20 protein-coding genes are annotated in these 22,028 nt (G+C 62.0%); 12 read left to right on the top strand and 8 right to left on the bottom strand.

The window, feature by feature from the left end; translation table 11 throughout:
- Positions 1 to 13: 13 nt before the first annotated feature.
- The 7 genes from GJ654_RS01185 (at position 14) to phoB (ending at position 6,464) form a co-directional block, all read left to right on the top strand.
- Positions 14 to 1,051 carry an ATP-binding protein gene (locus GJ654_RS01185; protein WP_155444260.1) on the top strand — a complete coding sequence of 346 codons (1,038 nt, stop codon included), beginning with the start codon at positions 14 to 16 and terminating at the stop codon, positions 1,049 to 1,051.
- A gap of 197 nt (positions 1,052 to 1,248) precedes the next feature.
- Positions 1,249 to 2,286: a phosphate ABC transporter substrate-binding protein PstS gene (pstS, locus tag GJ654_RS01190; RefSeq protein WP_155444502.1), complete on the top strand. Its 1,038-nt coding sequence runs from the start codon at positions 1,249 to 1,251 to the stop codon at positions 2,284 to 2,286.
- A gap of 47 nt (positions 2,287 to 2,333) precedes the next feature.
- Complete coding sequence (pstC, locus tag GJ654_RS01195; protein ID WP_155444261.1) at positions 2,334 to 3,311, top strand: phosphate ABC transporter permease subunit PstC; 978 nt, start codon at positions 2,334 to 2,336, stop codon at positions 3,309 to 3,311.
- Positions 3,311 to 4,150, top strand: coding sequence for a phosphate ABC transporter permease PstA (gene pstA / locus GJ654_RS01200; RefSeq protein WP_155444262.1), 840 nt, complete (start codon positions 3,311 to 3,313; stop codon positions 4,148 to 4,150). The genes pstC and pstA overlap by 1 nt, the downstream gene beginning before the upstream one ends.
- A 104-nt stretch (positions 4,151 to 4,254) precedes the next feature.
- Positions 4,255 to 4,998: a phosphate ABC transporter ATP-binding protein PstB gene (gene pstB, locus GJ654_RS01205; protein WP_246664541.1), complete on the top strand. Its 744-nt coding sequence runs from the start codon at positions 4,255 to 4,257 to the stop codon at positions 4,996 to 4,998.
- Between the two features lie 16 nt (positions 4,999 to 5,014).
- Positions 5,015 to 5,710 (top strand): phosphate signaling complex protein PhoU, encoded by a 696-nt coding sequence (gene phoU, locus GJ654_RS01210; protein WP_155444264.1) that lies wholly within the window; start codon positions 5,015 to 5,017, stop codon positions 5,708 to 5,710.
- A gap of 13 nt (positions 5,711 to 5,723) precedes the next feature.
- Complete coding sequence (gene phoB / locus GJ654_RS01215) at positions 5,724 to 6,464, top strand: phosphate regulon transcriptional regulator PhoB (protein WP_155444265.1); 741 nt, start codon at positions 5,724 to 5,726, stop codon at positions 6,462 to 6,464.
- Positions 6,465 to 6,535: 71 nt separating this feature from the next.
- Here phoB and GJ654_RS01220 read toward each other — a convergent pair whose 3' ends face one another.
- Both GJ654_RS01220 and GJ654_RS01225 read right to left on the bottom strand, forming a co-directional pair.
- Positions 6,536 to 7,123 (bottom strand): hypothetical protein, encoded by a 588-nt coding sequence (locus tag GJ654_RS01220; RefSeq protein ID WP_155444266.1) that lies wholly within the window; start codon positions 7,121 to 7,123, stop codon positions 6,536 to 6,538.
- Entirely contained in the window at positions 7,120 to 8,535 is a 1,416-nt protein-coding gene (locus tag GJ654_RS01225; protein ID WP_155444267.1) for an AAA family ATPase, read from the bottom strand. Before GJ654_RS01225 ends, GJ654_RS01220 begins: the two co-directional genes overlap by 4 nt.
- Positions 8,536 to 8,734: 199 nt before the next feature.
- On the opposite strand from GJ654_RS01225, the gene GJ654_RS01230 reads away from it, so the two are divergent.
- Positions 8,735 to 12,043: a DUF2126 domain-containing protein gene (locus tag GJ654_RS01230; RefSeq protein ID WP_155444268.1), complete on the top strand. Its 3,309-nt coding sequence runs from the start codon at positions 8,735 to 8,737 to the stop codon at positions 12,041 to 12,043.
- A gap of 158 nt (positions 12,044 to 12,201) precedes the next feature.
- The gene (locus GJ654_RS01235) at positions 12,202 to 15,312 is read left to right on the top strand and encodes a DUF4062 domain-containing protein (protein ID WP_155444269.1); all 3,111 of its coding nucleotides are present in this window, start codon (positions 12,202 to 12,204) and stop codon (positions 15,310 to 15,312) included.
- 19 nt (positions 15,313 to 15,331) lie between these two features.
- On the opposite strand, the gene moaD is transcribed toward GJ654_RS01235, so the two are convergent.
- From moaD to GJ654_RS01265, 6 genes are all read right to left on the bottom strand, one after another.
- Positions 15,332 to 15,580, bottom strand: coding sequence for a molybdopterin converting factor subunit 1 (gene moaD, locus GJ654_RS01240; protein WP_264586081.1), 249 nt, complete (start codon positions 15,578 to 15,580; stop codon positions 15,332 to 15,334).
- Positions 15,577 to 16,170, bottom strand: coding sequence for a CDP-diacylglycerol--glycerol-3-phosphate 3-phosphatidyltransferase (pgsA, locus tag GJ654_RS01245; RefSeq protein WP_155444270.1), 594 nt, complete (start codon positions 16,168 to 16,170; stop codon positions 15,577 to 15,579). The genes moaD and pgsA overlap by 4 nt, the downstream gene beginning before the upstream one ends.
- 84 nt (positions 16,171 to 16,254) lie before the next feature.
- Positions 16,255 to 16,926: a TetR/AcrR family transcriptional regulator gene (locus GJ654_RS01250; protein ID WP_155444271.1), complete on the bottom strand. Its 672-nt coding sequence runs from the start codon at positions 16,924 to 16,926 to the stop codon at positions 16,255 to 16,257.
- A gap of 301 nt (positions 16,927 to 17,227) precedes the next feature.
- Positions 17,228 to 18,034 carry a pyrroline-5-carboxylate reductase gene (proC, locus tag GJ654_RS01255; RefSeq protein WP_155444272.1) on the bottom strand — a complete coding sequence of 269 codons (807 nt, stop codon included), beginning with the start codon at positions 18,032 to 18,034 and terminating at the stop codon, positions 17,228 to 17,230.
- A complete protein-coding gene (locus GJ654_RS01260; RefSeq protein WP_155444273.1) occupies positions 18,031 to 18,534 on the bottom strand; it encodes a YbjN domain-containing protein in 504 nt (167 codons plus the stop codon). Before GJ654_RS01260 ends, proC begins: the two co-directional genes overlap by 4 nt.
- Positions 18,535 to 18,788: 254 nt before the next feature.
- Positions 18,789 to 19,061, bottom strand: coding sequence for an accessory factor UbiK family protein (locus tag GJ654_RS01265; RefSeq protein ID WP_155444274.1), 273 nt, complete (start codon positions 19,059 to 19,061; stop codon positions 18,789 to 18,791).
- Positions 19,062 to 19,225: 164 nt separating this feature from the next.
- Between GJ654_RS01265 and lgt the strand changes: the two genes are divergently transcribed.
- Genes lgt through GJ654_RS01280 form a run of 3 tightly spaced genes read left to right on the top strand, consistent with a single transcriptional unit; the run spans position 19,226 to position 21,942 of the window.
- A complete protein-coding gene (lgt, locus tag GJ654_RS01270; RefSeq protein ID WP_155444275.1) occupies positions 19,226 to 20,062 on the top strand; it encodes a prolipoprotein diacylglyceryl transferase in 837 nt (278 codons plus the stop codon).
- Positions 20,055 to 21,182 carry a class I SAM-dependent methyltransferase gene (locus GJ654_RS01275; protein ID WP_155444276.1) on the top strand — a complete coding sequence of 376 codons (1,128 nt, stop codon included), beginning with the start codon at positions 20,055 to 20,057 and terminating at the stop codon, positions 21,180 to 21,182. The genes lgt and GJ654_RS01275 overlap by 8 nt, the downstream gene beginning before the upstream one ends.
- Complete coding sequence (locus GJ654_RS01280; RefSeq protein ID WP_155444277.1) at positions 21,166 to 21,942, top strand: polyphenol oxidase family protein; 777 nt, start codon at positions 21,166 to 21,168, stop codon at positions 21,940 to 21,942. Before GJ654_RS01275 ends, GJ654_RS01280 begins: the two co-directional genes overlap by 17 nt.
- The last annotated feature ends 86 nt before the right edge of the window (positions 21,943 to 22,028 follow it).

Genomic DNA, 22,028 nt, shown 5'->3' on the forward strand with positions numbered 1-22,028 from the left:
GGAAAGGCGCGCCATGACCGAAAATGCCGGCGCCATGATTTCCTCCCTGATCGAAGCCATGCCCGAACCGGTGCTGGTGATCGGCGAATCGGCGCGTCTGGTCGCCGCCAACGCTCCCGCCCGCGCCCTGTTTGCCAAATTGCGTCTGGACGCCCCGCTGGTGTCGTCGATTCGCGCGGTCGATCTTCAGGACGCCATCGCCCGGGTTCTGGCCGGCGGCCCCGCCGAAGACATTTCGTGGCTGACGCTCGCGCCGGTCGAGCGGGTTTTTCAGGCCCATGTCGCGGCCTTTGACGCCGGCGACGCCCGATTCGTCGCCGCGACGCTGCATGACGCGACCGAGGCGCGCCGGGTCGAGCGGATGCGCGTCGATTTCGTCGCCAACGCCAGCCATGAATTGCGCACGCCGCTCGCCTCGCTGCTCGGCTTTGTCGAAACCCTGTTGGGACCGGCCCGGGACGACGCCGCCGCGCGGGCGAAATTCCTGGAGATCATGCTGCAACAGGCGCGGCGCATGGCGCGGCTGGTGGACGATCTGCTGTCGCTGTCGCGCATCGAGCAGACGCTCCATGTGCAGCCGCGCGCGGCGGTCGATCTCGCCGATGTCGCCCGGCAGGTCTGCGACGCTCTGTCGCCGCTGGCCCGGGACAACCGTGTCGCACTGATGATCGACGTTGAAAAAACGGTGGTGCGCGGCGACCGGGATGAACTTTTGCGGGTCTCCGAAAACCTGATCGAGAATGCGATCAAATATGGCGCGCCCGAACCCGGGCAACCCGAGCGAAAAGTCTGGGTGTCCGTCGCGCCGCGCGACGGGGTTGGGGCGCTGGCGGTGCGCGACGAGGGGCCGGGCATCGCCCCGCAAAACATTCCGCGCCTGACCGAACGCTTTTTTCGCGTCGATGTCGGCCAGAGCCGCGCCAAGGGCGGCACCGGGCTCGGGCTTGCGCTTGTGAAACATATTTTGGCGCGGCATCGCGGGCGGCTGCTCATTCAATCGACGCTGGGCGCCGGCGCGACGTTTACCGCGACCGCGCCGCTTCACGAGTGAGGCGTGGACCGCCCTCGCGGTTCGAGACGGCTGCTGCGCAGCCTCCTCACCATGAGGGCTATTGAAACACGAAAATGTGCGCCCCGGGCGCTGTCACATAAGTGTCGTCCAATTGTCGTAGATGACCTTGCGCGCAACGCGCAGGCCGGGTTCAGCCCGGCGGTTCCTCCCAAGAGGCTGAAATGACGAAATTCCTCATGCGCTCCGTGTTCACCGGCGCTATTGCGTTGGCTGCCGCCGCCGCTCCCGCGCTCGCCGCCGACATCTCCGGCGCCGGCGCCACCTTCCCCTATCCGATCTACGCCAAATGGGCGGACACCTACAAAACCCAGACCGGCAACGGCCTGAACTACCAGTCGATCGGCTCCGGCGGCGGCATCAAGCAGATCATCGCCAACACCGTCACCTTCGGCGCCTCCGACAAGCCGCTCAAGGCGGAAGAGCTGGCCAAGAATGGCCTGGTGCAGTGGCCGCAGGTGATGGGCGGCATCGTGCCGATCATCAACATCGAGGGCGTCGGCAGCGAGCAGCTCGTGCTCGACGGCCCGGCCCTGGCGAAAATTTTTCTGGGCGAGATCAAGGCCTGGAACGATCCGGCGATCGCCAAGCTCAATCCGAAGCTGAAGCTTTCGGACACCCCGATCGCGGTCGTCCACCGCTCGGACGGCTCCGGCACCACCTTCAACTTCACCGATTATCTGGCCAAGGTTTCGGCGGACTGGAAGTCCAAAGTCGGCTCCGACGCCGCCGTCGAATGGCCGGTCGGCCTCGCCGCCAAGGGCAATGAAGGCGTCGCCAACACGGTCACCAACACCAAGGGCTCGATCGGCTACGTCGAATACGCCTACGCCAAGCAGAACAAGATCGCCTTCGCCGATCTCGTCAACAAGGACGGCAAGCGCGTCGGGCCGACCGTGGAAGCCTTCCAGGCCGCCGCCGCCAACGCCGACTGGGCGAAGAACCCCGGTTACTATCAAATCCTGACGGATCAGCCGGGCGCGAAATCCTGGCCGATCACCGCCGCGACGTTCATTCTCGTCCACAAGCAGCCCAACGATCCGGCGGCTGTCGGCGAAGCGCTCAAGTTCTTCGACTGGGCGTTCAAGAACGGCGCCAAGGAAGCGGAAGCGCTTGACTACATTCCGATGCCGGGGAATGTCATCGGCATGATCCGGAAGACCTGGGCGGCCGACATCAAGACCGCCGAAGGCAAGCCGGTTTACGAAGCCAAGTGAGTCTTGTCGGGGGGAGAAATCCCCCCGGCTTTCCTGGAAGGCGTATCATGTCGCAGTCCCATGCGTCGCTTTTTGGCGACGCCCGCACGCAGGCGCTCAAACGCTTCAATCTGGGCGACCGGGCGTTTCATCTGATCACCAAGGGCTCGGCCCTGGCCGTTCTCGCGCTGCTCGGCGGCGTCATCATCTCGCTGATCCACGGCTCCGCGCCCGCCATCGGCGAATTCGGTTTCGGCTTCCTCACCTCGCAGGCGTGGAATCCGGTCACGGAAAAATTCGGCGCGGCGCCCGCCATTTACGGCACCCTGCTGACCTCGTTCATCGCTTTGCTGATCGCCGCGCCCATCGGCTTTGGCATTGCGGTGTTCCTGACCGAAATCTGCCCGTATCCGCTGCGCCGGCCCATCGGCATCGCCATCGAGCTGCTCGCCGGCATTCCCTCGATCATCTACGGCATCTGGGGCATGTTCATTCTCGCGCCGGTGTTGCAGGCGACCTTGCAGCCCTGGCTGATCGCCGGTTTCGCCGACATTCCCATTCTCAACGAGCTGTTCGCCGGGCCGCCCTATGGCATCGGCATTTTCACCGCCTCGATCATTCTCTCGATCATGATCCTGCCGCTGATCGCCTCGATTTCCCGCGACGTCTTCGCCACCGTGCCGACCGTGCTCAAGGAGGCGGCGTTCGGCGTCGGCTGCACCCGCTGGGAAGTGGTGCGACGGATCGTCATGCCGTTTACCGGCGCGGGTCTGGTCGGCGGCGTCATGCTGGCGCTGGGCCGGGCGCTGGGCGAAACCATGGCCGTCACCTTCGTGATCGGCAACGCCCACAAGATCCATCCGTCGATTCTGGGACCCGGCACGACGATTTCGGCGACCATCGCCAATGAATTCACCGAAGCCGACGGCGCGCTCTACACCTCCTCGCTGATCGCGCTGGGCCTGGTCCTGTTCGTCATCACCTTCATCGTGCTGGCGGCCTCGCGGCTGATGCTGGCGCGCCTCAAACGACAGGAAGGCCGCTGATGTCTCTCGCCACCGTCCGCAAGGCGCGCAGCGCCATCGCCATGGGGGCGTGCATCGCCTCCGCCGTGATCGGCATCGCCGCGCTCGCGATCATCCTCGGCGCTCTGCTGTGGAACGGGTTTTCGAGCCTGAGCCTCGACGTGTTCACCAAGATGACGCCGCCGCCGGGGGCGAGCGGCGGCCTGCTCAACGCCATCGTCGGCTCGCTGATCATGACGGTGCTCGGCGTCGCCATCGGCGCGCCGCTGGGCCTGCTCGCCGGCACCTATATGGCGGAATATGGCCGCTATTCGAAACTCACGACCGTCGTGCGTTTCATCAACGACATCCTGCTGTCGGCGCCCTCGATCGTCATCGGCCTGTTCGTCTATGAAATCACCGTCTTGCAGATGGGGCATTTCTCGGCTTACGCCGGCGCGCTCGCCCTGGCGCTGCTGGTGGTTCCCGTCGTCGTGCGCACCACCGAGGACATGCTCAACCTGGTGCCCGGCGGCCTGCGCGAGGCGGCCATCGCCATGGGCCTGCCGCGCTCGCTGATCATCCGCCACATCGCCTATAAGGCGGCGCGCGCCGGCCTGATCACCGGCCTGCTGCTGGCGGTGGCCCGCGTCTCCGGCGAGACCGCGCCGCTGCTGTTCACCGCGCTGAACAACCAGTTCTTCAGCTCCAACCTCAACGCGCCCATGGCGAGCCTGCCCGTCGTGATCTTCCAGTTCGCGATGTCGCCCTACAAGGACTGGCAATCGCTGGCCTGGGCGGGCGCGCTGCTCATCACCGCCGCCGTGCTCACGCTGTCCATCGGCGCGCGCATCCTCGGCGCCCAGAAAACATTCAAATAGGCGATCGCCCCATGAACGAAGCTTATTCCCAAGACCATGACGCCACGAGCGCGGAAGTTTTTGGCGGCGACGCCAGCGGCTTCATTCCCGCCCTGCCGGAAAAGATGTCGGTGCGCAATCTCGACTTTTTCTACGGCGACAACAGGGCGCTCAAGAGCGTGAACGTGCCGCTCTACGACCGGAAGGTGACCGCCTTCATCGGCCCGTCCGGCTGCGGCAAGTCCACGCTGCTGCGCGTGCTCAACCGCATGTACGACCTCTATCCGGGCCAACGCGCGGTCGGCGATGTTTTGCTCGATGGCGAGAATGTGCTCGATCCCAGGCTCGACGTGAATGCGCTTCGCGCCCGCGTGGGCATGGTCTTTCAAAAACCGACGCCGTTCCCGATGACCATTTACGAGAACATCGCTTTTGGCGTGCGGCTCTATGAAAAGCTCGGCAAGGCCGACATGGACGAGCGCGTCGAAAAGGCGCTGCGCGGCGCGGCGATCTGGGACGAGGTCAAGGACAAGCTCAACGCCTCCGGCCTGTCGCTGTCGGGCGGCCAGCAGCAGCGCCTGTGCATCGCCCGCACCGTGGCGATCCAGCCGGAAGTGATCCTGTTCGACGAACCCTGCTCGGCGCTCGATCCGATCTCGACCGCCAAGATCGAGGAATTGTTCGACGAATTGCGCGAGGCCTACACGATCGCCATCGTCACCCACAACATGCAGCAGGCCGTGCGCGTCTCCCAGTACACCGCTTTCATGTATCTCGGCGAAATGGTCGAATTCGGCGAGACCGACCAGATTTTCCAGACGCCGCGCGAGAGCCGCACGCAGGATTACATCACCGGCCGCTTCGGCTGAAGTTTGAGAGAGTCCCATGGCCGAACATACTGTCAAATCCTTCGACGCCGAGCTTGAACTGCTCGGGCGCCATATTTCCGAAATGGGCGGCATCGCCGAAAAAATGCTCGCCGACGCCATGGACGCGCTGGCCAACATGAACGCCGAACTGGCGCAGCAGGTCATCGCCGTCGATCCCCGGCTCGACGCCTTGCAGCGCACGGTGGAGGAGGAAACCGTCTCCATCATCGCCCGGCGCCAGCCGGTCGCCATCGATCTGCGCGAGATCGTCGGGGCGCTGCGCATTTCCAGCGATCTCGAACGCGTCGGCGACCTCGCCAAGAACATCGCCAAGCGCACGGTCAAGGTCGCCGGCGAAGGCCGCATTCCCCGCGCCATCGGCGGCTTGCGCGGCATGCACGATCTCGCGGTGGTGCAGCTCAACGACGTGCTCGACGCCTATGCCCAGCGCGACGCCGAGCGGGCCAAGGCGGTGTGGCTGCGCGACGCCGAGCTGGACGCGATGGAAGACGCCGTGTTCCGCGAATTGCTCACCCACATGATGGAAGATCCGCGCAACATCACGTTTTGCACGCATCTGCTGTTCTGCTCGAAGAACCTGGAGCGGGTTGGCGACCACACCACCAATATCGCCGAGACCGTCTATTACATCGTCGGCGGCCGGCCGCTGCCGACGGAACGGCCGCGCGGCGGCGATTCCGCCGCGGCCTGAACGGAGCGACGCCATGAACGAGACGCGCGCAATGAACGTGAGCGCCGCCCAACGCGGAGCGCCGCGCATTCTGGTGGTCGAGGACGAATCCGCTTTGTCGCTGCTGCTGGCCTATAATCTCGAAGCCGAGGGGTTTCTGGTCGAGCGCGTCGAGCGCGGCGACGAGGCGGAATTGCGGCTGGAAGAGTCGGTTCCCGACCTCGTCATTCTCGACTGGATGCTGCCGGGCGTCTCGGGCCTGGAAATCTGCCGGCGCTTGCGCGCGCGGGACGCCACGCGGACCTTGCCGGTGATCATGCTCACCGCGCGTGGCGAAGAGGGGGAGCGGGTGCGCGGCCTCTCTGTCGGCGCCGACGATTATGTGGTCAAACCGTTTTCGGTGCCGGAGCTGATGGCGCGGGTGCGCGCCCTGTTGCGCCGCGCCCGTCCGGAGCGGGTGGCGACGAAATTGTCCGCCGGCGACATCGAGCTTGATCGCGAGACCCGCCGGGTGCGCCGCGCCGGCCGCGACATCCATTTGGGGCCGACCGAATTCCGCTTGTTGGAATATCTGATGGAAAAGCCGGGGCGGGTTTTTGCCCGCGCGCAATTGCTGGACAGCGTCTGGGGGTTTTCCGTCGAGATCGACGAGCGCACCGTGGACGTGCATATCGGGCGGCTGCGAAAAGCGTTGGCCAAGGCGGAGGAGACCGATCCGATCCGCACGGTTCGGGGCGCCGGCTATGCGTTCGACGAGACGTTTGGGCGGGCGTGAGGGGCAAGGAACGTGTCAAAAGAAACCCCGCAGGAAAGCACATGGTATATTCTGCGGGGCGCGTTCACGAATCATACAAAGCCAAAGTCGATGTCGTTGTTTCCGTCGCGCTGACCCTTTTTCAGGAATGCCTTAGCACTTAACGGCAAACGTATCATTCCAGAACTCCATTGATCAACTCCGCTCGCAATATTTTCAGTTCCGACAAACGTTTTTAACAGCACCGGGTCTGCATCTCGATTTGGCGTAATCGCGTCTTCCTTGAATGCTATGTAACATCTAATTGAATTAAAACTGTATATTCCCAATATGCGTGCGGTGGCGATCGCTGTCAGGTACATTCCAGACAGTTGCTTTAGAGCCTTTATCCATTCATTGTACGTAAGCTTTGATTTCATCTCTATTATATGCAAATGAAAACCGCTCTCATCGAAAGAGACAAAAGCCCCTTCTGCGCAACTACGATTAGAAAGCGCCCAAACCATGGGGGCTTTATTGGTAGCTTTCAGCATGATGCAAGCCGCCGTATGTGAAAAATAGGCCCGTCCAGCTCCGCTACAGCTTTTTTCTTCAATGAAGAAGCGTGCGGCTGGCTCGGTGAAATAAACGAAATCGGAATTGAAATGCTCAAGCGCGGAGCGGCAGTCATCGATGATCATTGATTCTCGCGAATTTCAACTGTTTCCTTGGCAAGAGCGACAAGCGTGTCATTCAAACTCTTCACCACGAACCCGGCAGGGGTGCACTCAAGCTTGTGGATTTCAGTGCCGTCGTCGGAAGCGATGAACTCGTATACAGCAATTTTCAATGGATCAATGAGGTCGGCCTTGTTGTAGCCAAACCTCTTCAGTAGTTTCGTTTGCTGTGGATGTTTGTATAGCGATATTAGATTGTTGATCTGTTGCATGAACGTGTCGCTATGAGTGGTCAATGTGACCTGAGCTCCCGATGAGACCATGCGGCCAATAGCGCGCGCCATCTCCCGTTGTGCCTCGAGATGCAAATGCGCTTCGGGTTCCTCCAAAATCAAATGTCGACCACGAACATCTGATCTCAATGCCACACAGAATGGGGCCAACTCGGTTATCATGGAGGATGTTGCATAAAGCGGCAATTCAACATCGGATCCTCGCGGTTTGTATTTATAGTCCGGGGTACCCTGGCGCCGCTGCGCCTCGATAGCTCCTCCTATCACGTTGTCATCTAGCCACGCAGAAAGCTTGTTCTTTTGAGAGGGTCGATCAGAAAAGTTCGGGCGAACCATTTCTCTGAGAAATTGCTGAAATGGAAGAGGAAGCTCTCGAGACGAGCTGTTTTCCTTAGAGCCTAAACTGTCGGACGCCAGCGAACCAAGGGCAAGCATAAGACCGGTTCGAGCTGCTGGAATGTACGTGCTCCGTTGAGGAATGAAATCAACTTCGCCCTGTATAGCCAATTGAACAATGTGCCCAAAAATAATATCTGTGGCAATCGAACTTTCCTTCCACAGGAATGAGGGAAACACGGCCTCAAATAGCTTCGCGCCTCCCTCTGCCACGAATTGCACCACTCGCTCGTCGAACTCATGACCAATCCGAGCCTTCTCTGAAACAGTGGAAACACGGATCGCAAATGGTTTGAACTCTGAACAAATAACGTTTAGATATGCATCTCTAAAGCCTTCGTAAGCAAATACCTTTGAAAAAAAGGCTGGCGCAGAACGTCGAAAGAGCTCGTTGAGATAGGATGCTACCTCTCCTAATTTTTCGCTTGTAATTACAAGCTCCCGATCGTTTTCGGACGCAGTAAATTCGGAAAACTCAGTGAACCATTTTGGTCTCTTTGTTCGTGCGTCCTTTGTATTGAGAATTGGACTGAGATTCGACAAGCACCAAACGGAAGTCGCGGCGTAGCTCTTGCCGGTGTTGTTTTTTCCGACGAAAATCGTGAGCGGGGCAAGCTTTACGTGCCCCCGACCTACCTTACCTAGATTCTTGATTTCAAATTCTAGCATGGCAGCTTTCAGTTCGCGAAAACGGATGGCGGTTCCGATTTTGTGTGATCTTGATACCAAACGATTAATTATCGTCAAAGCCCTCGCAAGCGAAGGCTAAATCATAAGTCGGGGGCATGGCGTGGGTTCGGCGAGACTTTTGAGGGGCGTGACGATGAGTGCCTAAACCTTAGGCGCCTCTCGTCACGCCCGCGCCCATCTGTCCAGATTTAGGACGTGACAGGCCCGCCCCGGGCCGCGCATAAAGCTGCGCAACGCAATAGAAAACGGGGCGATCATGGCCATTCTCGCCAAACTGCATCATTCCACGCGATACAGCTACGATCGTCCGGTGATGCTGGGGCCGCAGGTGGTGCGGCTGCGCCCCGCGCCGCATTGCCGAACCCCGGTCCACGCCTATTCGCTGACCATCGAGCCGGCCAATCATTTCATCAACTGGCAGCAGGACCCGCACGGCAATTATCTCGCCCGCCTCGTCTTTCCCGAGCCGACGACGGAATTCGCCATCACCGTCGATCTGCTCGCGGAAATGGCGGTCTATAACCCCTTCGACTTCTTCATCGAGGACTACGCCCAAAAAGTCCCGTTCGTCTATGCGGACAGCCTCGCCAAGGACATTTCCGCCTATATTGGCGCGGAGCCGGCCGGGCCGCTGCTGCAAGACTATTTGACCACGATTCCCCGCGCGGAAACGCCCACTGTCGATTTCCTCGTGGCGCTCAACACCGCCTTGCAGCACAGAATCAAATATGTGGTGCGCATGGAGCCGGGCGTGCAGTCGCCCGAGCAGACCCTGGAGCTTGGCTCCGGCTCGTGCCGCGACACCGGCTGGCTGCTGGTGCAGATTCTTCGAAACCTCGGGTTCGCCGCGCGCTTTGTTTCCGGTTACCTGATCCAGTTGAAACCCGATCTGGAGGCCCTCGACGGGCCCTCCGGGACCGACCACGATTTCACCGACCTGCACGCCTGGGCCGAGGTCTATATTCCCGGCGCCGGCTGGATCGGCCTCGATCCGACCTCCGGCCTGTTCGCTGGCGAGGGCCATCTTCCGATCGCCGCCACGCCGCATTTTTCTTCGGCCTCGCCCATCGAAGGCTCCTACGCCGGCGACGCCCGCGCCGATTTCGCCTTCGAAATGCGCGTGGACCGGGTGGACGAAAAGCCGCGCGTCACCGCGCCGTTTTCGGACGAGGCCTGGGAGCGGCTCGACGCGCTTGGAAAGTTGGTGGACCGCGAATTGCGCGCCCAGGACGTGCGGCTCACCATGGGCGGCGAGCCCACCTTCGTCTCCATCGACGATTATCAGGCGGCGGAGTGGAACACCGATGCGGTGGGGCCGACCAAGCGCGCCATCGCCGACGAGCTAATCCGCCGGTTGCGCGACTCCTTCGCGCCCAACGGTTTTCTGCACTACGGGCAGGGCAAGTGGTATCCCGGCGAAAGCCTGCCGCGCTGGACCTTTTCGCTGTACTGGCGCAAGGACGGCGAGCCGATCTGGCGCGACGTCAACCTGATCGCCCGCGAAAACCCGTCGGAAAAAGCCACGCCGGAGCAGGCGCAGGTTTTTTGCACGGCGGTTGCGCAGAAACTCGAGATCACCCCCGACCATGTCGTGCCCGCCTATGAAGACCCCGCCGAATGGGTGCTGAAAGAGGCGGAGCTGCCGTTCAATGTGACGCCGGGCGACAGCCGGCTCGCCGAGCCGGAGGAGCGCGCCCGCTTCGCCCGCGTGTTCGACCACGGCCTCAACCGCGCCAGCGGCTATGTGCTGCCGGTGCAGCGCTGGAACGCTGAGCCGAGCAAACGCTCGTGGATCAGCCAGAAATGGCCGCTGCGGCGCGGCGCCCTGTTCCTGAAACCGGGCGATTCGCCGGTGGGCTATCGCCTGCCGCTGGCGTCGCTGCCCTATGTCGCGCCCGACGCCTATCCGTTCATCATGGAGCAGGACCCGACGGCGGAGCTGCCGCCCCTGCCCAAGGCCGCTGAAATCGCCCAGAAATTTACGCGCGGCGCCCGCGACGGCGCCGAACGCGCCGAGCAGAACGAGCAGACGCTGGGCGAAACCATCGACGTGCGCACCGCGCTGGCGGTCGAGCCGCGCGACGGTCGCCTGCATGTGTTCATGCCGCCGGTGAAGGCGCTGGAGGATTATCTGGACCTGCTGGCGGTGGTCGAGGCCGCCGCCGCCGAGACCGGCCTGCCCGTGCATATCGAAGGCTATGCGCCGCCGGTCGATCCGCGCTTGCAGGTGATCCGCGTCGCGCCCGATCCCGGCGTGATCGAGGTCAACGTCCATCCCACCGACAATTGGGACGAACTCGTCAATATTTCCCGCACGCTCTACGAGCAGGCGCGGCAGTGCCGGCTCGGCACCGAAAAATTCATGGTCGACGGCCGCCATGTCGGGACAGGGGGCGGCAACCATGTGGTGATCGGCGGCGCCACGCCGATGGATTCGCCGTTTTTGCGCCGGCCCGACCTGCTCAAGAGTCTCGTGCTTTACTGGCAGCGCCGGCCGTCGCTGTCCTATCTGTTTTCGGGACTGTTCATCGGCCCGACCTCGCAATCGCCGCGCGTCGACGAGGCGCGGCACGACGCGCTCTACGAGCTGGAAATCGCCCTGGCCATGACCCCGCCGCCGGGGGGAGGGAACACGCCGCCCTGGCTGGTGGACCGGCTCTATCGCAATCTGCTCACCGATGTCACCGGCAACACCCATCGCTCGGAAATCTGCATCGACAAGCTCTATTCGCCGTCGGGACCGACCGGGCGGCTCGGGCTTGTCGAATTCCGCGCCTTCGAAATGCCGCCGGACGCGCGCATGTCGCTGGCGCAGCAGCTTTTGTTGCGCGCCTTGGTGGCGTGGTTCTGGCGCGAGCCGCAGGATGGCAATCTGTCGCGCTGGGGCACCAGCCTGCATGACCGCTTCATGCTGCCGCACTATGTCTGGCGCGACTTTTTGGATGTTTTGGACGACCTGAAGCGCGCCGGTTACGCTTTTGATCCCGAATGGTATCGCGCCCAGTTCGAGTTCCGCTTCCCCTTCTACGGGCAGGTCGAGCATTCCGGCGTCAAGATGGAGATCCGGCAGGCTTTGGAGCCCTGGCACGTGATGGGCGAGGAGGGGGCGATCGGGGGAACCGTGCGTTACGTCGATTCGTCCGTCGAGCGCCTGCAAGTGCGGGTGGAAGGGTTTAATGAGGCGCGCCATGTCGTGACCTGCAACGGCCGCAAACTGCCGATGGGATCGACCGGTGTGCGCGGCGAGGCCGTGGCGGGGGTGCGCTTCAAGGCGTGGCAGCCCTATTCCGGCCTGCATCCGACGGTGTGGCCGCATGTGCCGCTGACGTTCGACATCGTCGACAAGTGGTCGAAGCGGTCGCTGGGCGGCTGCGTCTATTATTCCGCGCATCCCGGCGGGCGCAATTACGAGACGTTTCCGGTCAATTCCTACGAGGCCGAGGCGCGGCGTCTCGCCCGCTTCCAGGACCACGGGCATACGCCGGGATCGATCTGGTTGCCGCATGACGAGGTTTCGGGGGATTTTCCGACCACGCTGGATTTGAGAAGGCCGAGGGGGGTGTGAGGGGCTTCGCATTTGTAGCGCGCAGCCGGAGGTAGCCATTTCCGCTTCCGCTGGGAAAGCCGAAGCTTGACAAAAGGGAAGCTGCGGCCCGGATATGGGCGACAAGGGAGTCGCGCGCCCGCGCGCCTCTCGTAAAAGTGATTTTTCGCGGAATTGCGATGCCGACGACTCCCGACGCGCCAAAGAATTTTCTCGGCATTATGGTGTCGAGCACCTTCACCGATCTCCGGGAACATCGTGCGCGACTGCTTGATGCCATACGCGGCCTTCGCTTCATGCCGGTGGGGATGGAGGATGTTGGGGCCCGCGCCGATCTCGACGTCATTGATTCCTCGCTGAAAATGGTGGCGGAGTCCGCCGCCTATATCGGCGTGATCAGCCGGAAATACGGGCAAACGCCCGTATGTCCGAAGCGGAACCCCGACAAGCTCTCGATCACGGAGCTTGAGTTCAACGAGGCCATGCGGCTGAAGCGGCCCGTCTTGATCTTCATCATGAGCGAAAAGCATCCGCTTACGGAAGCGGATATGGAGTTTGATTCGGAAAAGAGGGCGAAACTCGCTGCTTTTCGTGAACGCGCCAAGATCATGCGCGAAGGGAGCGATGTTCACCGAATTTACGACGTGTTCGACAGCCTCGAAGATTTTTCGAACAAGGCAGCCAAGGCGGTCGGACGTTTGAGCGAATTCCTGAGGACACCCGGCGTTGAGGAAAGGCAAGCGCCGCCGGAGGACGAGTCCGAAGAAGACATCCTGCCGCATGCGCCGGCCCTGCGCGCCCTGCCTAAATATCTCGGCTCGCACGCCTTTCTGGGTCGCGCCGCGGAATTGCAGGCGCTGGACGACTGGAGCGCCGCCGCCGATCCCCACCCGATGCTGCTGTTCGAGGCCATGGGCGGTTCGGGCAAGAGCATCCTGACCTGGCATTGGGTCAACAATGGCGCGACCACCATTCGCAACGACTGGTGTGGCCGCTTCTGGTATTCGTTCTACGAGCGCGGCGCGGTCATGTCGGATTTCTGCCGTCACGCCCTCGCCTATTTCAAGGGCAAGCCGGTCGAGGATTTTGTCAAGAAGCGCACGCCGGAACTCGCCGATCTCCTGATCCCCGAACTGGAGCGCAAGCCTTGGCTGCTCATGCTCGACGGGTTGGAGCGCGTGCTGGTCGCCTATCACCGCTACGACGCCGCGCAGATGCGGGACGAGGAGGCGGACGAAGCCACCGATCAAATCGCCAAACGCGCCCCCTGCGCCGCGATTCGGCCGGAAGATGACGACCTGTTGCGTCGTCTCGCTGCTGCCGGACTTTCGAAGATTCTCGTCACTTCGCGCCTGACGCCGGCGGCATTGGTCAATAAATCGGGTCAGCCTGTGCCCGGCGTGCGTCGCGAATTCCTGAGAGGACTGCGACCGCCGGACGCCGAATCCTTGTTCCGCGCTTGCGGTGTCACAGGCGATTCGCAAGCGATCCAGACCTATCTGCAAAGCAATTGCGACTGCCACCCCCTCGTCACAGGCGCGTTGGCCGGCCTTGTTAACGACTATCCGCCGGACCGTGGTAATTTCGAACTCTGGGCGGCGGACCCGTCCTTTGGCGGCAAACTCAATCTGGCCGAACTCGATCTGACACAAAAGCGCAATCACATCCTCCTCGCCGCAATTAACGCCCTCCGGCCCGAAAGTCTTCAACTCCTGCAAACGCTTGCCCTTCTGCAAGCCGGCGCGACCTTCGATACGCTGAAAAACTTCAATCCGCATCTGCCGCCGCAACCGCATGACGAAACGAAACTGAACAAACAACGTGTTTATCTGGCCTCGGTAGAAGAGTGCTCGCACGAATATGCCGTGCGCGATGCATCGGAGCGGCTTTGGAATACAATTCGAGATCTGGAGAAGCGTGGATTGTTGCAATACGACGGCGCCGGGAAACGATACGATTTGCATCCAGTAATGCGGGGTGTTGCCGCCGGACGGATGGGCGACGATGACGCTAGAAAGCTTGGTCAACAGGTCGTCGATTTCTTTTCCATCCAGCCGCACAACGCTTGGGTGCAGGCCGAGACCTTGGACGATTTAGCAATAGGTCTGCAAATTTTGCAGACTCTCCTACGGATGGAGCGTTTTCAGGAAGCCGCGGAATTTCTCGAAGGAGATTTCTCGAATGCTTTGATTTTCAATCTGGACGCCAAGGAAGAAATAGCGGCGTTAATGAAGCCTTTTTTTCCGAATGGGTGGAGCTCTAGTGTGGGCTTAATATCTAAATTTCAATTATTAAGTATCAAAAACATAGCATCGTTTCCGTTTATAATTGAAAAGCCACTATTGTCGATAGCGATTCTTGAATCCGCTGTCCCATTAGGTTTAGAAGTTGGGAATGTACATAATGTTAGATCTTTATTATCCAATATTATGATAGCTTATGATAATTCGAATAAAATACACTCTATGAGTTGTGTTTTATCATTTTTAGCAAAAATAGAACCGTTTCTGGTTATCAATGATGATATTTTAAGAAGCGCGTGTGACTCTATGTTTTATTATACAATTATAGGAATGTACGATCACGCCGATAAATTATGGAAAAAAATTGATTCGATTGGCGAAATGTATTCGATAGATTATAATTATTCTGGTTATTCTGAGTATTGTCGAGCGGAGTATCTTTTTTGTCTGGGGGAATTAGAGGAGGGTTTTCTACTAAGAGCAGAAGGGTTGGCTGACAATGGAAGAAATAGACTTGTTGTAAAAGCGCTTACAAAATTGAGGGGGCGATGGCATATGCTGCTGCGTCAGCCGCAGGAAGCTGTAGTCAGCCTTGCAAGGGGTGTGCGTTTGGCCCGCGAAGCAGGTCAGCATGATTCCGAGGCCGAAGCGCTGCTCGCGTTGGCGCAACTCCGAGCAGGGCATAGAATCGATGCGCGCGCCGACGCGGAGAGGCTCGATGGGAAGACGAAGAGCCTATATCTTGCCGAGCTTTGGCGGGAAAGTGGTCACACCGACAGGGCGATCGTTCAGGCCTTGCGTGCTCACGAATGGGCAGTCGCCGACGGCGAACCGTACGTGCGTCGCTATGAACTGAACCGCGCCCGCGACCTGCTGGAAGAGTTTGGCGCTGAACTGCCGGAGGTCCCGCAATTCGATCCGTCTAAGGCAAAAGGCTTTCCCTGGGAAAAAGATGTTGATGCCTTCATTGAAAAACTGAAAGTCGAACGCGCAGCTAAGGAGCGGAAGCAGAAAAGGGTGGTCGCTCAGAGCCAACCGGAAAGGTAAACTGAGTGCGCCCGCCGCTCTAACCGCCCGTCATCGGCGGGAAAAAGGCGATTTCCCTGACGCCCGCGATGGACGTCTCCGGCTTGGCGTGCTGCTTGTCCAGCGCGGCGCGGAAAATGCCGCTGGAGAACACGTCTTCGTAAATCTCGTCGCGCTTGGCCAAAAAGGCGATCACGTCGGCGACTGTTCGCGCCTCCGGCGGCAACGAAATCTCTTCCTCGCTCAAGCCCAGTCGCTCACGCAAGGAGGCGAAATAAACGATCTTCACTCCTCCACCACATATTTGAGCCCGGCCTTGAAATAATCAAAACCCGTGTAGAGGGTGAGAAGCGCCGAAATCCACAGCAGGAACAGGCCGATTTGCACCGTGCCGGGCAGCACCAGTTCGCCCGCGCGGCCCGCGATGAGAAAACCCAGGGCGATCAATTGCACCGTGGTCTTCCATTTGGCCACGGCCGACACCGGCACCGGCACTTTCAAATCCGCCAGAAACTCGCGAAGGCCCGAGACCAGAATTTCGCGGCAGAGAATCACGATCGCCGCCCACAGCGACCAGCTCTTGATTGTGCCGTCCGCCACCAGGATCATCAGAACCGCCGAAACCAGCAGCTTGTCGGCGATGGGATCGAGCATGCGGCCGAGCGCCGATTGCTGGTCCCAGATGCGGGCGAGATAGCCGTCGAAGAAATCGGTGATGGCGGCCAGAGTGAACAGGCCGAGCGCAGTCCAGCGCAGCTCGTGTTCGTCGGGCCAGAACAGGCAGGCCACCACCGCCGGGACGATCACCACCCGGCCGAAAGTGAGCATGTTCGGCAGGTTCATGGTGCGGGCGCGCGGGCGAGCGGCGTTGACGGTCATAGAGCGAGGAACACCTTTTTCGCGCGCGCCGTCAAGAAAGAAAACGGCGGAGAGGGGAGGGAACGGCCCTCCGGCCGAGCGGAATCAGCGCATCCCCAAGAACCGTTCCGCTAGTCCAATCAAAGGGTTGGCGAGGGGCGCCAGGGTCTTGCGCGCCTCGTCCAGACGGTGCGTCAACATTTTGCCGCGCTCAAGCTCCTTGTCGAGCGCGGCCATGGTTTTGGCGAGGTCCTCGCTCTCGTCGGCGAGCCAGACGTGGAAGACGCGCGACCACGCCATGGCCAGGCCTTGCAGTTTGACCGCGCCGAGCGGTCCCTCGCTGCTGCCGCCGGCGGCTTCGAGCATGAAGCGCATGGAATTGACCGCGAGCTTGTTAAATTCCGCCAGCGCCAGGGGATCGCGCATCGCCCAGGCGTTGATGCTGTCCAGCGCCGTCTTGTAAGGCTTTAACGCGTCAAACCGTCGCATCAGGACGTCGAACAGCCGGTCCTTGACGCTCTCCGCGGCGAGGTCGTCGGTCGTTGCGTCGAGCACGATGCGGTCGATGCGGCGGGAAAAACCGCCGAGCACCGCGCCCTTGGACGGAAAGGCGTCGCGGAACTGCGCCAGGGACAGCCCGGCTTCCCCGGCGACATCGGCGAGCGTGATGTCGGTCCAGGGCCGCTGCGCCGCCAGCGTCATCAGCGCGTCGATGGCGCGGTCGCGCGGGGTGTGCGATTTTTGTTCGCCCTCATCGTCTCTTTTTTTCGAGTTCATCACCGGCCTCCTCGCTCAAAAATGGGGTCGTGCGGAGTGAGACGCAAGCCTGGACGTTTTGCGCGCTTTTCCGGGAAGATGCGCTGGAGCCGTTCGGTTCGACGCCATCCACGCGGCGCCGCAACGCAAACGTCCGAGAATTTCCCCCCGGCGGCCTGGCGTGGAGGCCCGGGACAATCCCCGGGTCAAGCCCGGGGACGGGCATGACGTCCGTGGGTTGAAACAGCTTCGGACACGACAACTGAAATTGCTTCCCCGGACAGGCCTGCGCTCAAGAGGGGTGCGGAGCCTGACGGAAAACTCAGCCCGATAAGTCCTCGGCGCGTGTGCGCGCCGCCGCCGTGGCGCGGGCCATCAGCGCGGTCAGGCCGTCCGGCGCCATGAGCACGTCGAGCGCGGCCTGCGTGGTGCCGCCGGGCGAGGTGACGTTCTTGCGCAAGATTTCGGCGGAGGTTTCGGGCTGGCGATACAACAGTTCGCCGGAGCCTTCGACCGTGGCGCGGGCGAGGCGTAGCGCGAGGTCCTGGGGAAGGCCGAGTTCGGCCCCCGCCTGGGCCAGGGCTTCGACCAGATGGAAGACATAGGCCGGCCCCGAGCCGGAAATCGCGGTGACCGCGTCGATCAGCGATTCGCGCTCGACCCATTCGACGCCGCCGACGCCCGACAGCAAGAATTCGGCTTTCGCGCGCTGGTCGGCGCTCACCGAATCGTTGGCGTAGACGCCGGTGACGCCGCGCCCGATCGCCGCCGGCGTGTTGGGCATGGCGCGCAGGATGGCGGACACCGGAAGGCGCGCGGCGAGATTGGCGATCGTCTTGCCGGCGAGGATCGACAGCAAAAAAGTCTCGCGGCCGAACAGCGCCGAAATGCCTGATGCGACCGCGTCCAAAACCTGCGGCTTGACCGCCAGGACCACGGCTTCGGCCGGGGCGTGCTGCGGGTTGAGCGCAAATCCTTTTTCCGCCGCCAGGGTTTTCAGGGCTTCGGAGGGGGCGGGGTCGTAAACGCTGATGCGCGCGGGTTCGAAACCGGCGGCGAGCCAGCCGCCGAGCAGGGCCGAGCCCATTTTGCCGCCGCCCACCAGCGCCAGAGTCTGTGGCGCGCTCATGCTTCGCCGCGCGTCTCGAACAGGGCGCTCGACAGCGCCTCTTCAGCGGATTTGCCGGCCCAGACCACGAACTGGAACGCCTGGTAATAGCGCTCGCACGCGTCGAGCGCGGCCGAGAGCATGGCTTCGCACTGGATCATGCTGGCCTGGACGCCGCCGGCGAGCGGCAGCGCATGGCGGAACATCACCACCCCGTCCTTCGACCAGACGTCGAAATGGCCGATCCACATCTGCTCGTTGATTTTCGAAACGAGACGCGCGGTTTCGGCCCGGCGCCGCTCCGGAACCTTTAAATCGAAGGCGCAGCCCAGATGCAGGGCCTCGCACTCGCCGAGCCAGGTGAAGGCGATGTTGTAATCCGCCCAGGCGCCCGCGACGGCCAGCGAAATCTCATCCGCGTCGTCGCGGTCGAACGTCCAGTCCTTCAAACAGGCGAGCCGTTCGATCACATCGACCGGGTGTTCAATTCTCTCGCCTTGGTCCAGTTCAGTAAGCAGCATTGATCGTTTCCGGCGCGCCTTGCGCGAAGGAGGGACAGACTGGCTATACTCGCGCCGATACTTTTGCCGCACGAAACCCTTGCGCCCGCGGGGGAGGCGGGGCGGAGGGCGGCGGCGAATCACCTGTTGAGTTCAATATAGCTGCATTGGACTCGAAGGTGAATCGTCCGTAACGGCAGGATCAAACTGCTGGATTCGTGACGCTTCGTCTACGCTGTCGAAAAAAAGTCCACAGCTATCCGAGCGGCGCCGTTTCAGGCGTCGCCCTGGTCCGTCGGCTTGGCGGCGAGTTTCGCCTCCAGCTCGGCGATGCGCCTTTCCAGGGAATCATTGGCGTTGCGGGCGGCGATGGCCATGTCGCGCACGGCCTCGAATTCCTCGCGGCTGACGATGTCCATGGTGGACATCAGCCGCTCCACTTGCGCCCGGATGATGGCTTCCGCCTCCTTGCCGATGGTTTTGGCGGCGCCGGCGGCGTCATTGAGCAAACGCGACATGTCGTCGAAAATACGGGGGCGTTCCTGCATGGCGGGCTCCAAGTTTGGATTTTTTTTCAGATGGGGCTTTTCAGCGGGCAAAGCAAGTTTTTCGCGCGAGCTTCGCAAAAGCGGCCTAAACTGTGCGCGCGAGTCGCGCCGCGCGCGTGTTGGTTTCCGGGTGACTTTTTGGTCATATTCGTTAGGGATCGGTCATGCTCTACGTCCTTCCCTATCCTGTCATTGATCCCGTCATGGTCCAGTTGGGGCCGTTGCCCATTCGCTGGTATGCGCTGAGCTATATCGTTTCGCTCGTCATCGGCTGGCTGATCGCGCGAAAACTGGTCCAGCGCGACGCGCTGTGGGGGGGCGTCGCGCGACCTCGCGCGGAAAATCTTGACGATTTGCTGGTCTATGTGGCGCTCGGCGCGGTGCTCGGCGGCCGGCTGTTTTATGTGCTGTTCTACAATTTTTCGTACTTCCTCGCCAATCCGCTCGACATCCCGGCCGTGTGGCAGGGCGGCATGTCGTTCCATGGCGGCATGACCGGCGCGGCGCTCGGGGCGTTTGTGTTCGCGCGGCGCGAAAAGGTTTTGTTCCTGTCCGTGGGCGATCTGGTTTGTTCCGTCGCGCCGATCGGGCTTTTCCTCGGGCGTATCGCCAATTTCATCAAGCCGGAGCTGTGGGGGCGGCCGACCGACGCGCCCTGGGCCATGGTGTTTCCCGGCGCCGGGCCCGACCCGCGCCATCCGAGCCAGCTCTACGAGGCCGGGCTGGAAGGGATTGCGCTGGGTCTGCTGATGCTGGTCGCCGCCCGCTCGGGCGCGTTCCGGCGGCCGGGCCTCGCCAGCGGCCTGTTCCTGATCGGTTATGCGGCGGCGCGGATTTTTTGCGAGTTTTTCCGCGAGCCGGACCCGCAACTGGGCTTTTTGTTCGGCGGCGCCACAATGGGGATGCTGCTGTCGGCGCCGCTGGCGCTGGTTGGCGGCGCGCTGGTGATTTTCGCCCTGCGCAAGAAAGACTTTTCGCGCCTGGAGGCGAACCATGGATGACGTTTTGGAGCCCGGCGCTCATGAACCCGGCGATCTCTCGGCGGAGATCCGCGACATCATCGTCCATGACGGTCCGATCTCGGTCGAGCGCTATATGGCGCTGGCGCTCACCCATCCGACCAAGGGCTATTATACGGCGCGCGATCCGTTCGGCGCCGCCGGCGATTTCACGACGTCGCCGGAAATCTCGCAGATGTTCGGCGAGATGGTTGGGTTGTGGGCGGCCGATTTTTGGGAGCGCATCGGCGCGCCCGCGCAGGTGCGGCTGGTCGAACTGGGGCCGGGGCGCGGGGCGCTGATGTCCGATTTTTTGCGCGCGTCGCGGGTCGCGCCCGGCTTTTTCGCCGCGCTCGACGTGCATCTGGTCGAGGCCAGTCCAAAACTCGCGGAACGGCAGAGCGAGGCGCTCGCCGCTTGCGGCCGCCCGGTGAGCTGGCATCGCACCATCGACGACATTCCGCCGGGGCCCGCCATTTTTATCGCCAATGAGTTTTTTGACGCCCTGCCGGTGCGCCATTTCATCAAGACGCACGAGGGCTGGCGCGAAAAACTTGTTGGCCTCGATGATGACGGCCAGCTCGCCTTCGGCCTCGGGCCGGAGGTCGAGCCGTTTCTCAAGGCGGAGGCGGAAGAGGGGGCGATCCTCGAAATCAATGTGGCGGCGCAGCGGGTGATGTCGCAGGTCGCCTCGCGCATCGTCGAACAGAACGGCGGTTTGCTCGCCTTCGACTACGGCTATCTGCAAACCGGCTTTGGCGAGACCTTGCAGGCCATCCGCGCGCACCAGTTCGTCGATCCGCTGGCCGAGCCGGGCCTGGCCGACCTCACCACCCATGTCGATTTTTCCGCGCTTTCGCGCGCCGCCCATTCCGTTCATGCGGAGGTTCATGGGCCGGTGACGCAAGGGGACTTCCTGCTGGACATCGGCATGGTCGAGCGCGCCGAGGCTTTGCGCGCGCGCGCCAGTTCGGAGCAGAAGACGCAAATCGACGCCGCGCTGGGGCGGCTGACCGACATGAGCGAGACCGGCATGGGGGCCATGTTCAAGGTTTTGGCGGTGACGCGGCGCGGCGTCGGCGGCCTGCCGGGTTTTGAGAGGGCGCATGACGGGGCGGATTGAGGCGATACAGGCGCAAGCGCTCTATGGCGTGCGCCACGGGTTTTTCACGCGCCGGGGCGGGGTGTCCTCGGGCGTCTATGCGACGCTCAACGGCGGCGTCGGCTCGCAGGACGATCCCTCCGCCGTGGCGGAAAACCGCGCCCGCATGGCCGGTTTTTTGGGGGTGGCGGCGGAAAATTTTCTCGTGCCCTATCAAATTCATTCGGCCGATGCGCTGGTGGTTTCGGCGCCCTGGCGGCCCGAGGCGCGGCCGCGTTGCGACGGGCTGGTGACGGCGACGCCCGGCCTCGGCCTTGGCGTCACCGGCGCCGATTGCGGCGTGCTGCTGATGGCGGATCGCACGGCGGGCGTGATCGGCGCCGCCCATTCCGGCTGGAAGGGAGCGCTCACCGGCATGGTCGAGGGTTTGGTCGCCGCCATGGAGGTTTTGGGGGCGCGGCGCGAAAATATTTGCGGGGCGCTGGGGCCGACCATTGCGCAAAAATCCTACGAGGTCGGGCCGGAGTTTTTTCAGCGCTTCGTCGCGGAGGACGCGGGTTTTGCGCGCTTCTTTTTGCCGTCGGCGACGGCGGGGCATTTCATGTTCGATCTGCCCGGGCTGATTGAATCGCGCGTGGAGCGGGCGGGACTCGGGCGGTTCGAAAACTTGCGGCTTGATACGTATTCGGATGAGGAGCGGTTTTTTTCCTATCGGCGCACCACGCATCGCAAGGAGCCGGATTATGGAAGGCTGGTGGCGGGGATATCGCTGCCGGCTTAACGGGGTCGGCGGCTCGCGGCGGTCATTGCGCGCGCTCGTCCGGTGACGCCAGCGGATTTGGCGGCGGCGGCGAGTCCTAGCGCCTG

Source organism: Rhodoblastus acidophilus (genome assembly GCF_009720655.1).
Taxonomy (GTDB): domain Bacteria; phylum Pseudomonadota; class Alphaproteobacteria; order Rhizobiales; family Beijerinckiaceae; genus Rhodoblastus; species Rhodoblastus acidophilus_A.

Bases quoted from the DNA above. Each gene is read 5' to 3' on its own strand.
- pstA (WP_155444262.1), top strand. From the start codon at position 3,311: ATGTCTCTCGCCACCGTCCGCAAGGCGCGCAGCGCCATCGCCATGGGG.
- pgsA (WP_155444270.1), bottom strand. From the start codon at position 16,170: ATGACCGTCAACGCCGCTCGCCCGCGCGCCCGCACCATGAACCTGCCG.
- GJ654_RS01265 (WP_155444274.1), bottom strand. From the start codon at position 19,061: ATGCAGGAACGCCCCCGTATTTTCGACGACATGTCGCGTTTGCTCAAT.
- GJ654_RS01250 (WP_155444271.1), bottom strand. From the start codon at position 16,926: ATGAACTCGAAAAAAAGAGACGATGAGGGCGAACAAAAATCGCACACC.
- lgt (WP_155444275.1), top strand. From the start codon at position 19,226: ATGCTCTACGTCCTTCCCTATCCTGTCATTGATCCCGTCATGGTCCAG.
- GJ654_RS01260 (WP_155444273.1), bottom strand. From the start codon at position 18,534: ATGCTGCTTACTGAACTGGACCAAGGCGAGAGAATTGAACACCCGGTC.
- pstS (WP_155444502.1), top strand. From the start codon at position 1,249: ATGCGCTCCGTGTTCACCGGCGCTATTGCGTTGGCTGCCGCCGCCGCT.
- proC (WP_155444272.1), bottom strand. From the start codon at position 18,034: ATGAGCGCGCCACAGACTCTGGCGCTGGTGGGCGGCGGCAAAATGGGC.
- phoU (WP_155444264.1), top strand. From the start codon at position 5,015: ATGGCCGAACATACTGTCAAATCCTTCGACGCCGAGCTTGAACTGCTC.
- GJ654_RS01280 (WP_155444277.1), top strand. From the start codon at position 21,166: ATGACGGGGCGGATTGAGGCGATACAGGCGCAAGCGCTCTATGGCGTG.
- pstC (WP_155444261.1), top strand. From the start codon at position 2,334: ATGTCGCAGTCCCATGCGTCGCTTTTTGGCGACGCCCGCACGCAGGCG.
- GJ654_RS01275 (WP_155444276.1), top strand. From the start codon at position 20,055: ATGGATGACGTTTTGGAGCCCGGCGCTCATGAACCCGGCGATCTCTCG.
- GJ654_RS01185 (WP_155444260.1), top strand. From the start codon at position 14: ATGACCGAAAATGCCGGCGCCATGATTTCCTCCCTGATCGAAGCCATG.
- phoB (WP_155444265.1), top strand. From the start codon at position 5,724: ATGAACGAGACGCGCGCAATGAACGTGAGCGCCGCCCAACGCGGAGCG.
- GJ654_RS01220 (WP_155444266.1), bottom strand. From the start codon at position 7,123: ATGATCATCGATGACTGCCGCTCCGCGCTTGAGCATTTCAATTCCGAT.
- GJ654_RS01230 (WP_155444268.1), top strand. From the start codon at position 8,735: ATGGCCATTCTCGCCAAACTGCATCATTCCACGCGATACAGCTACGAT.
- GJ654_RS01235 (WP_155444269.1), top strand. From the start codon at position 12,202: ATGCCGACGACTCCCGACGCGCCAAAGAATTTTCTCGGCATTATGGTG.
- pstB (WP_246664541.1), top strand. From the start codon at position 4,255: ATGTCGGTGCGCAATCTCGACTTTTTCTACGGCGACAACAGGGCGCTC.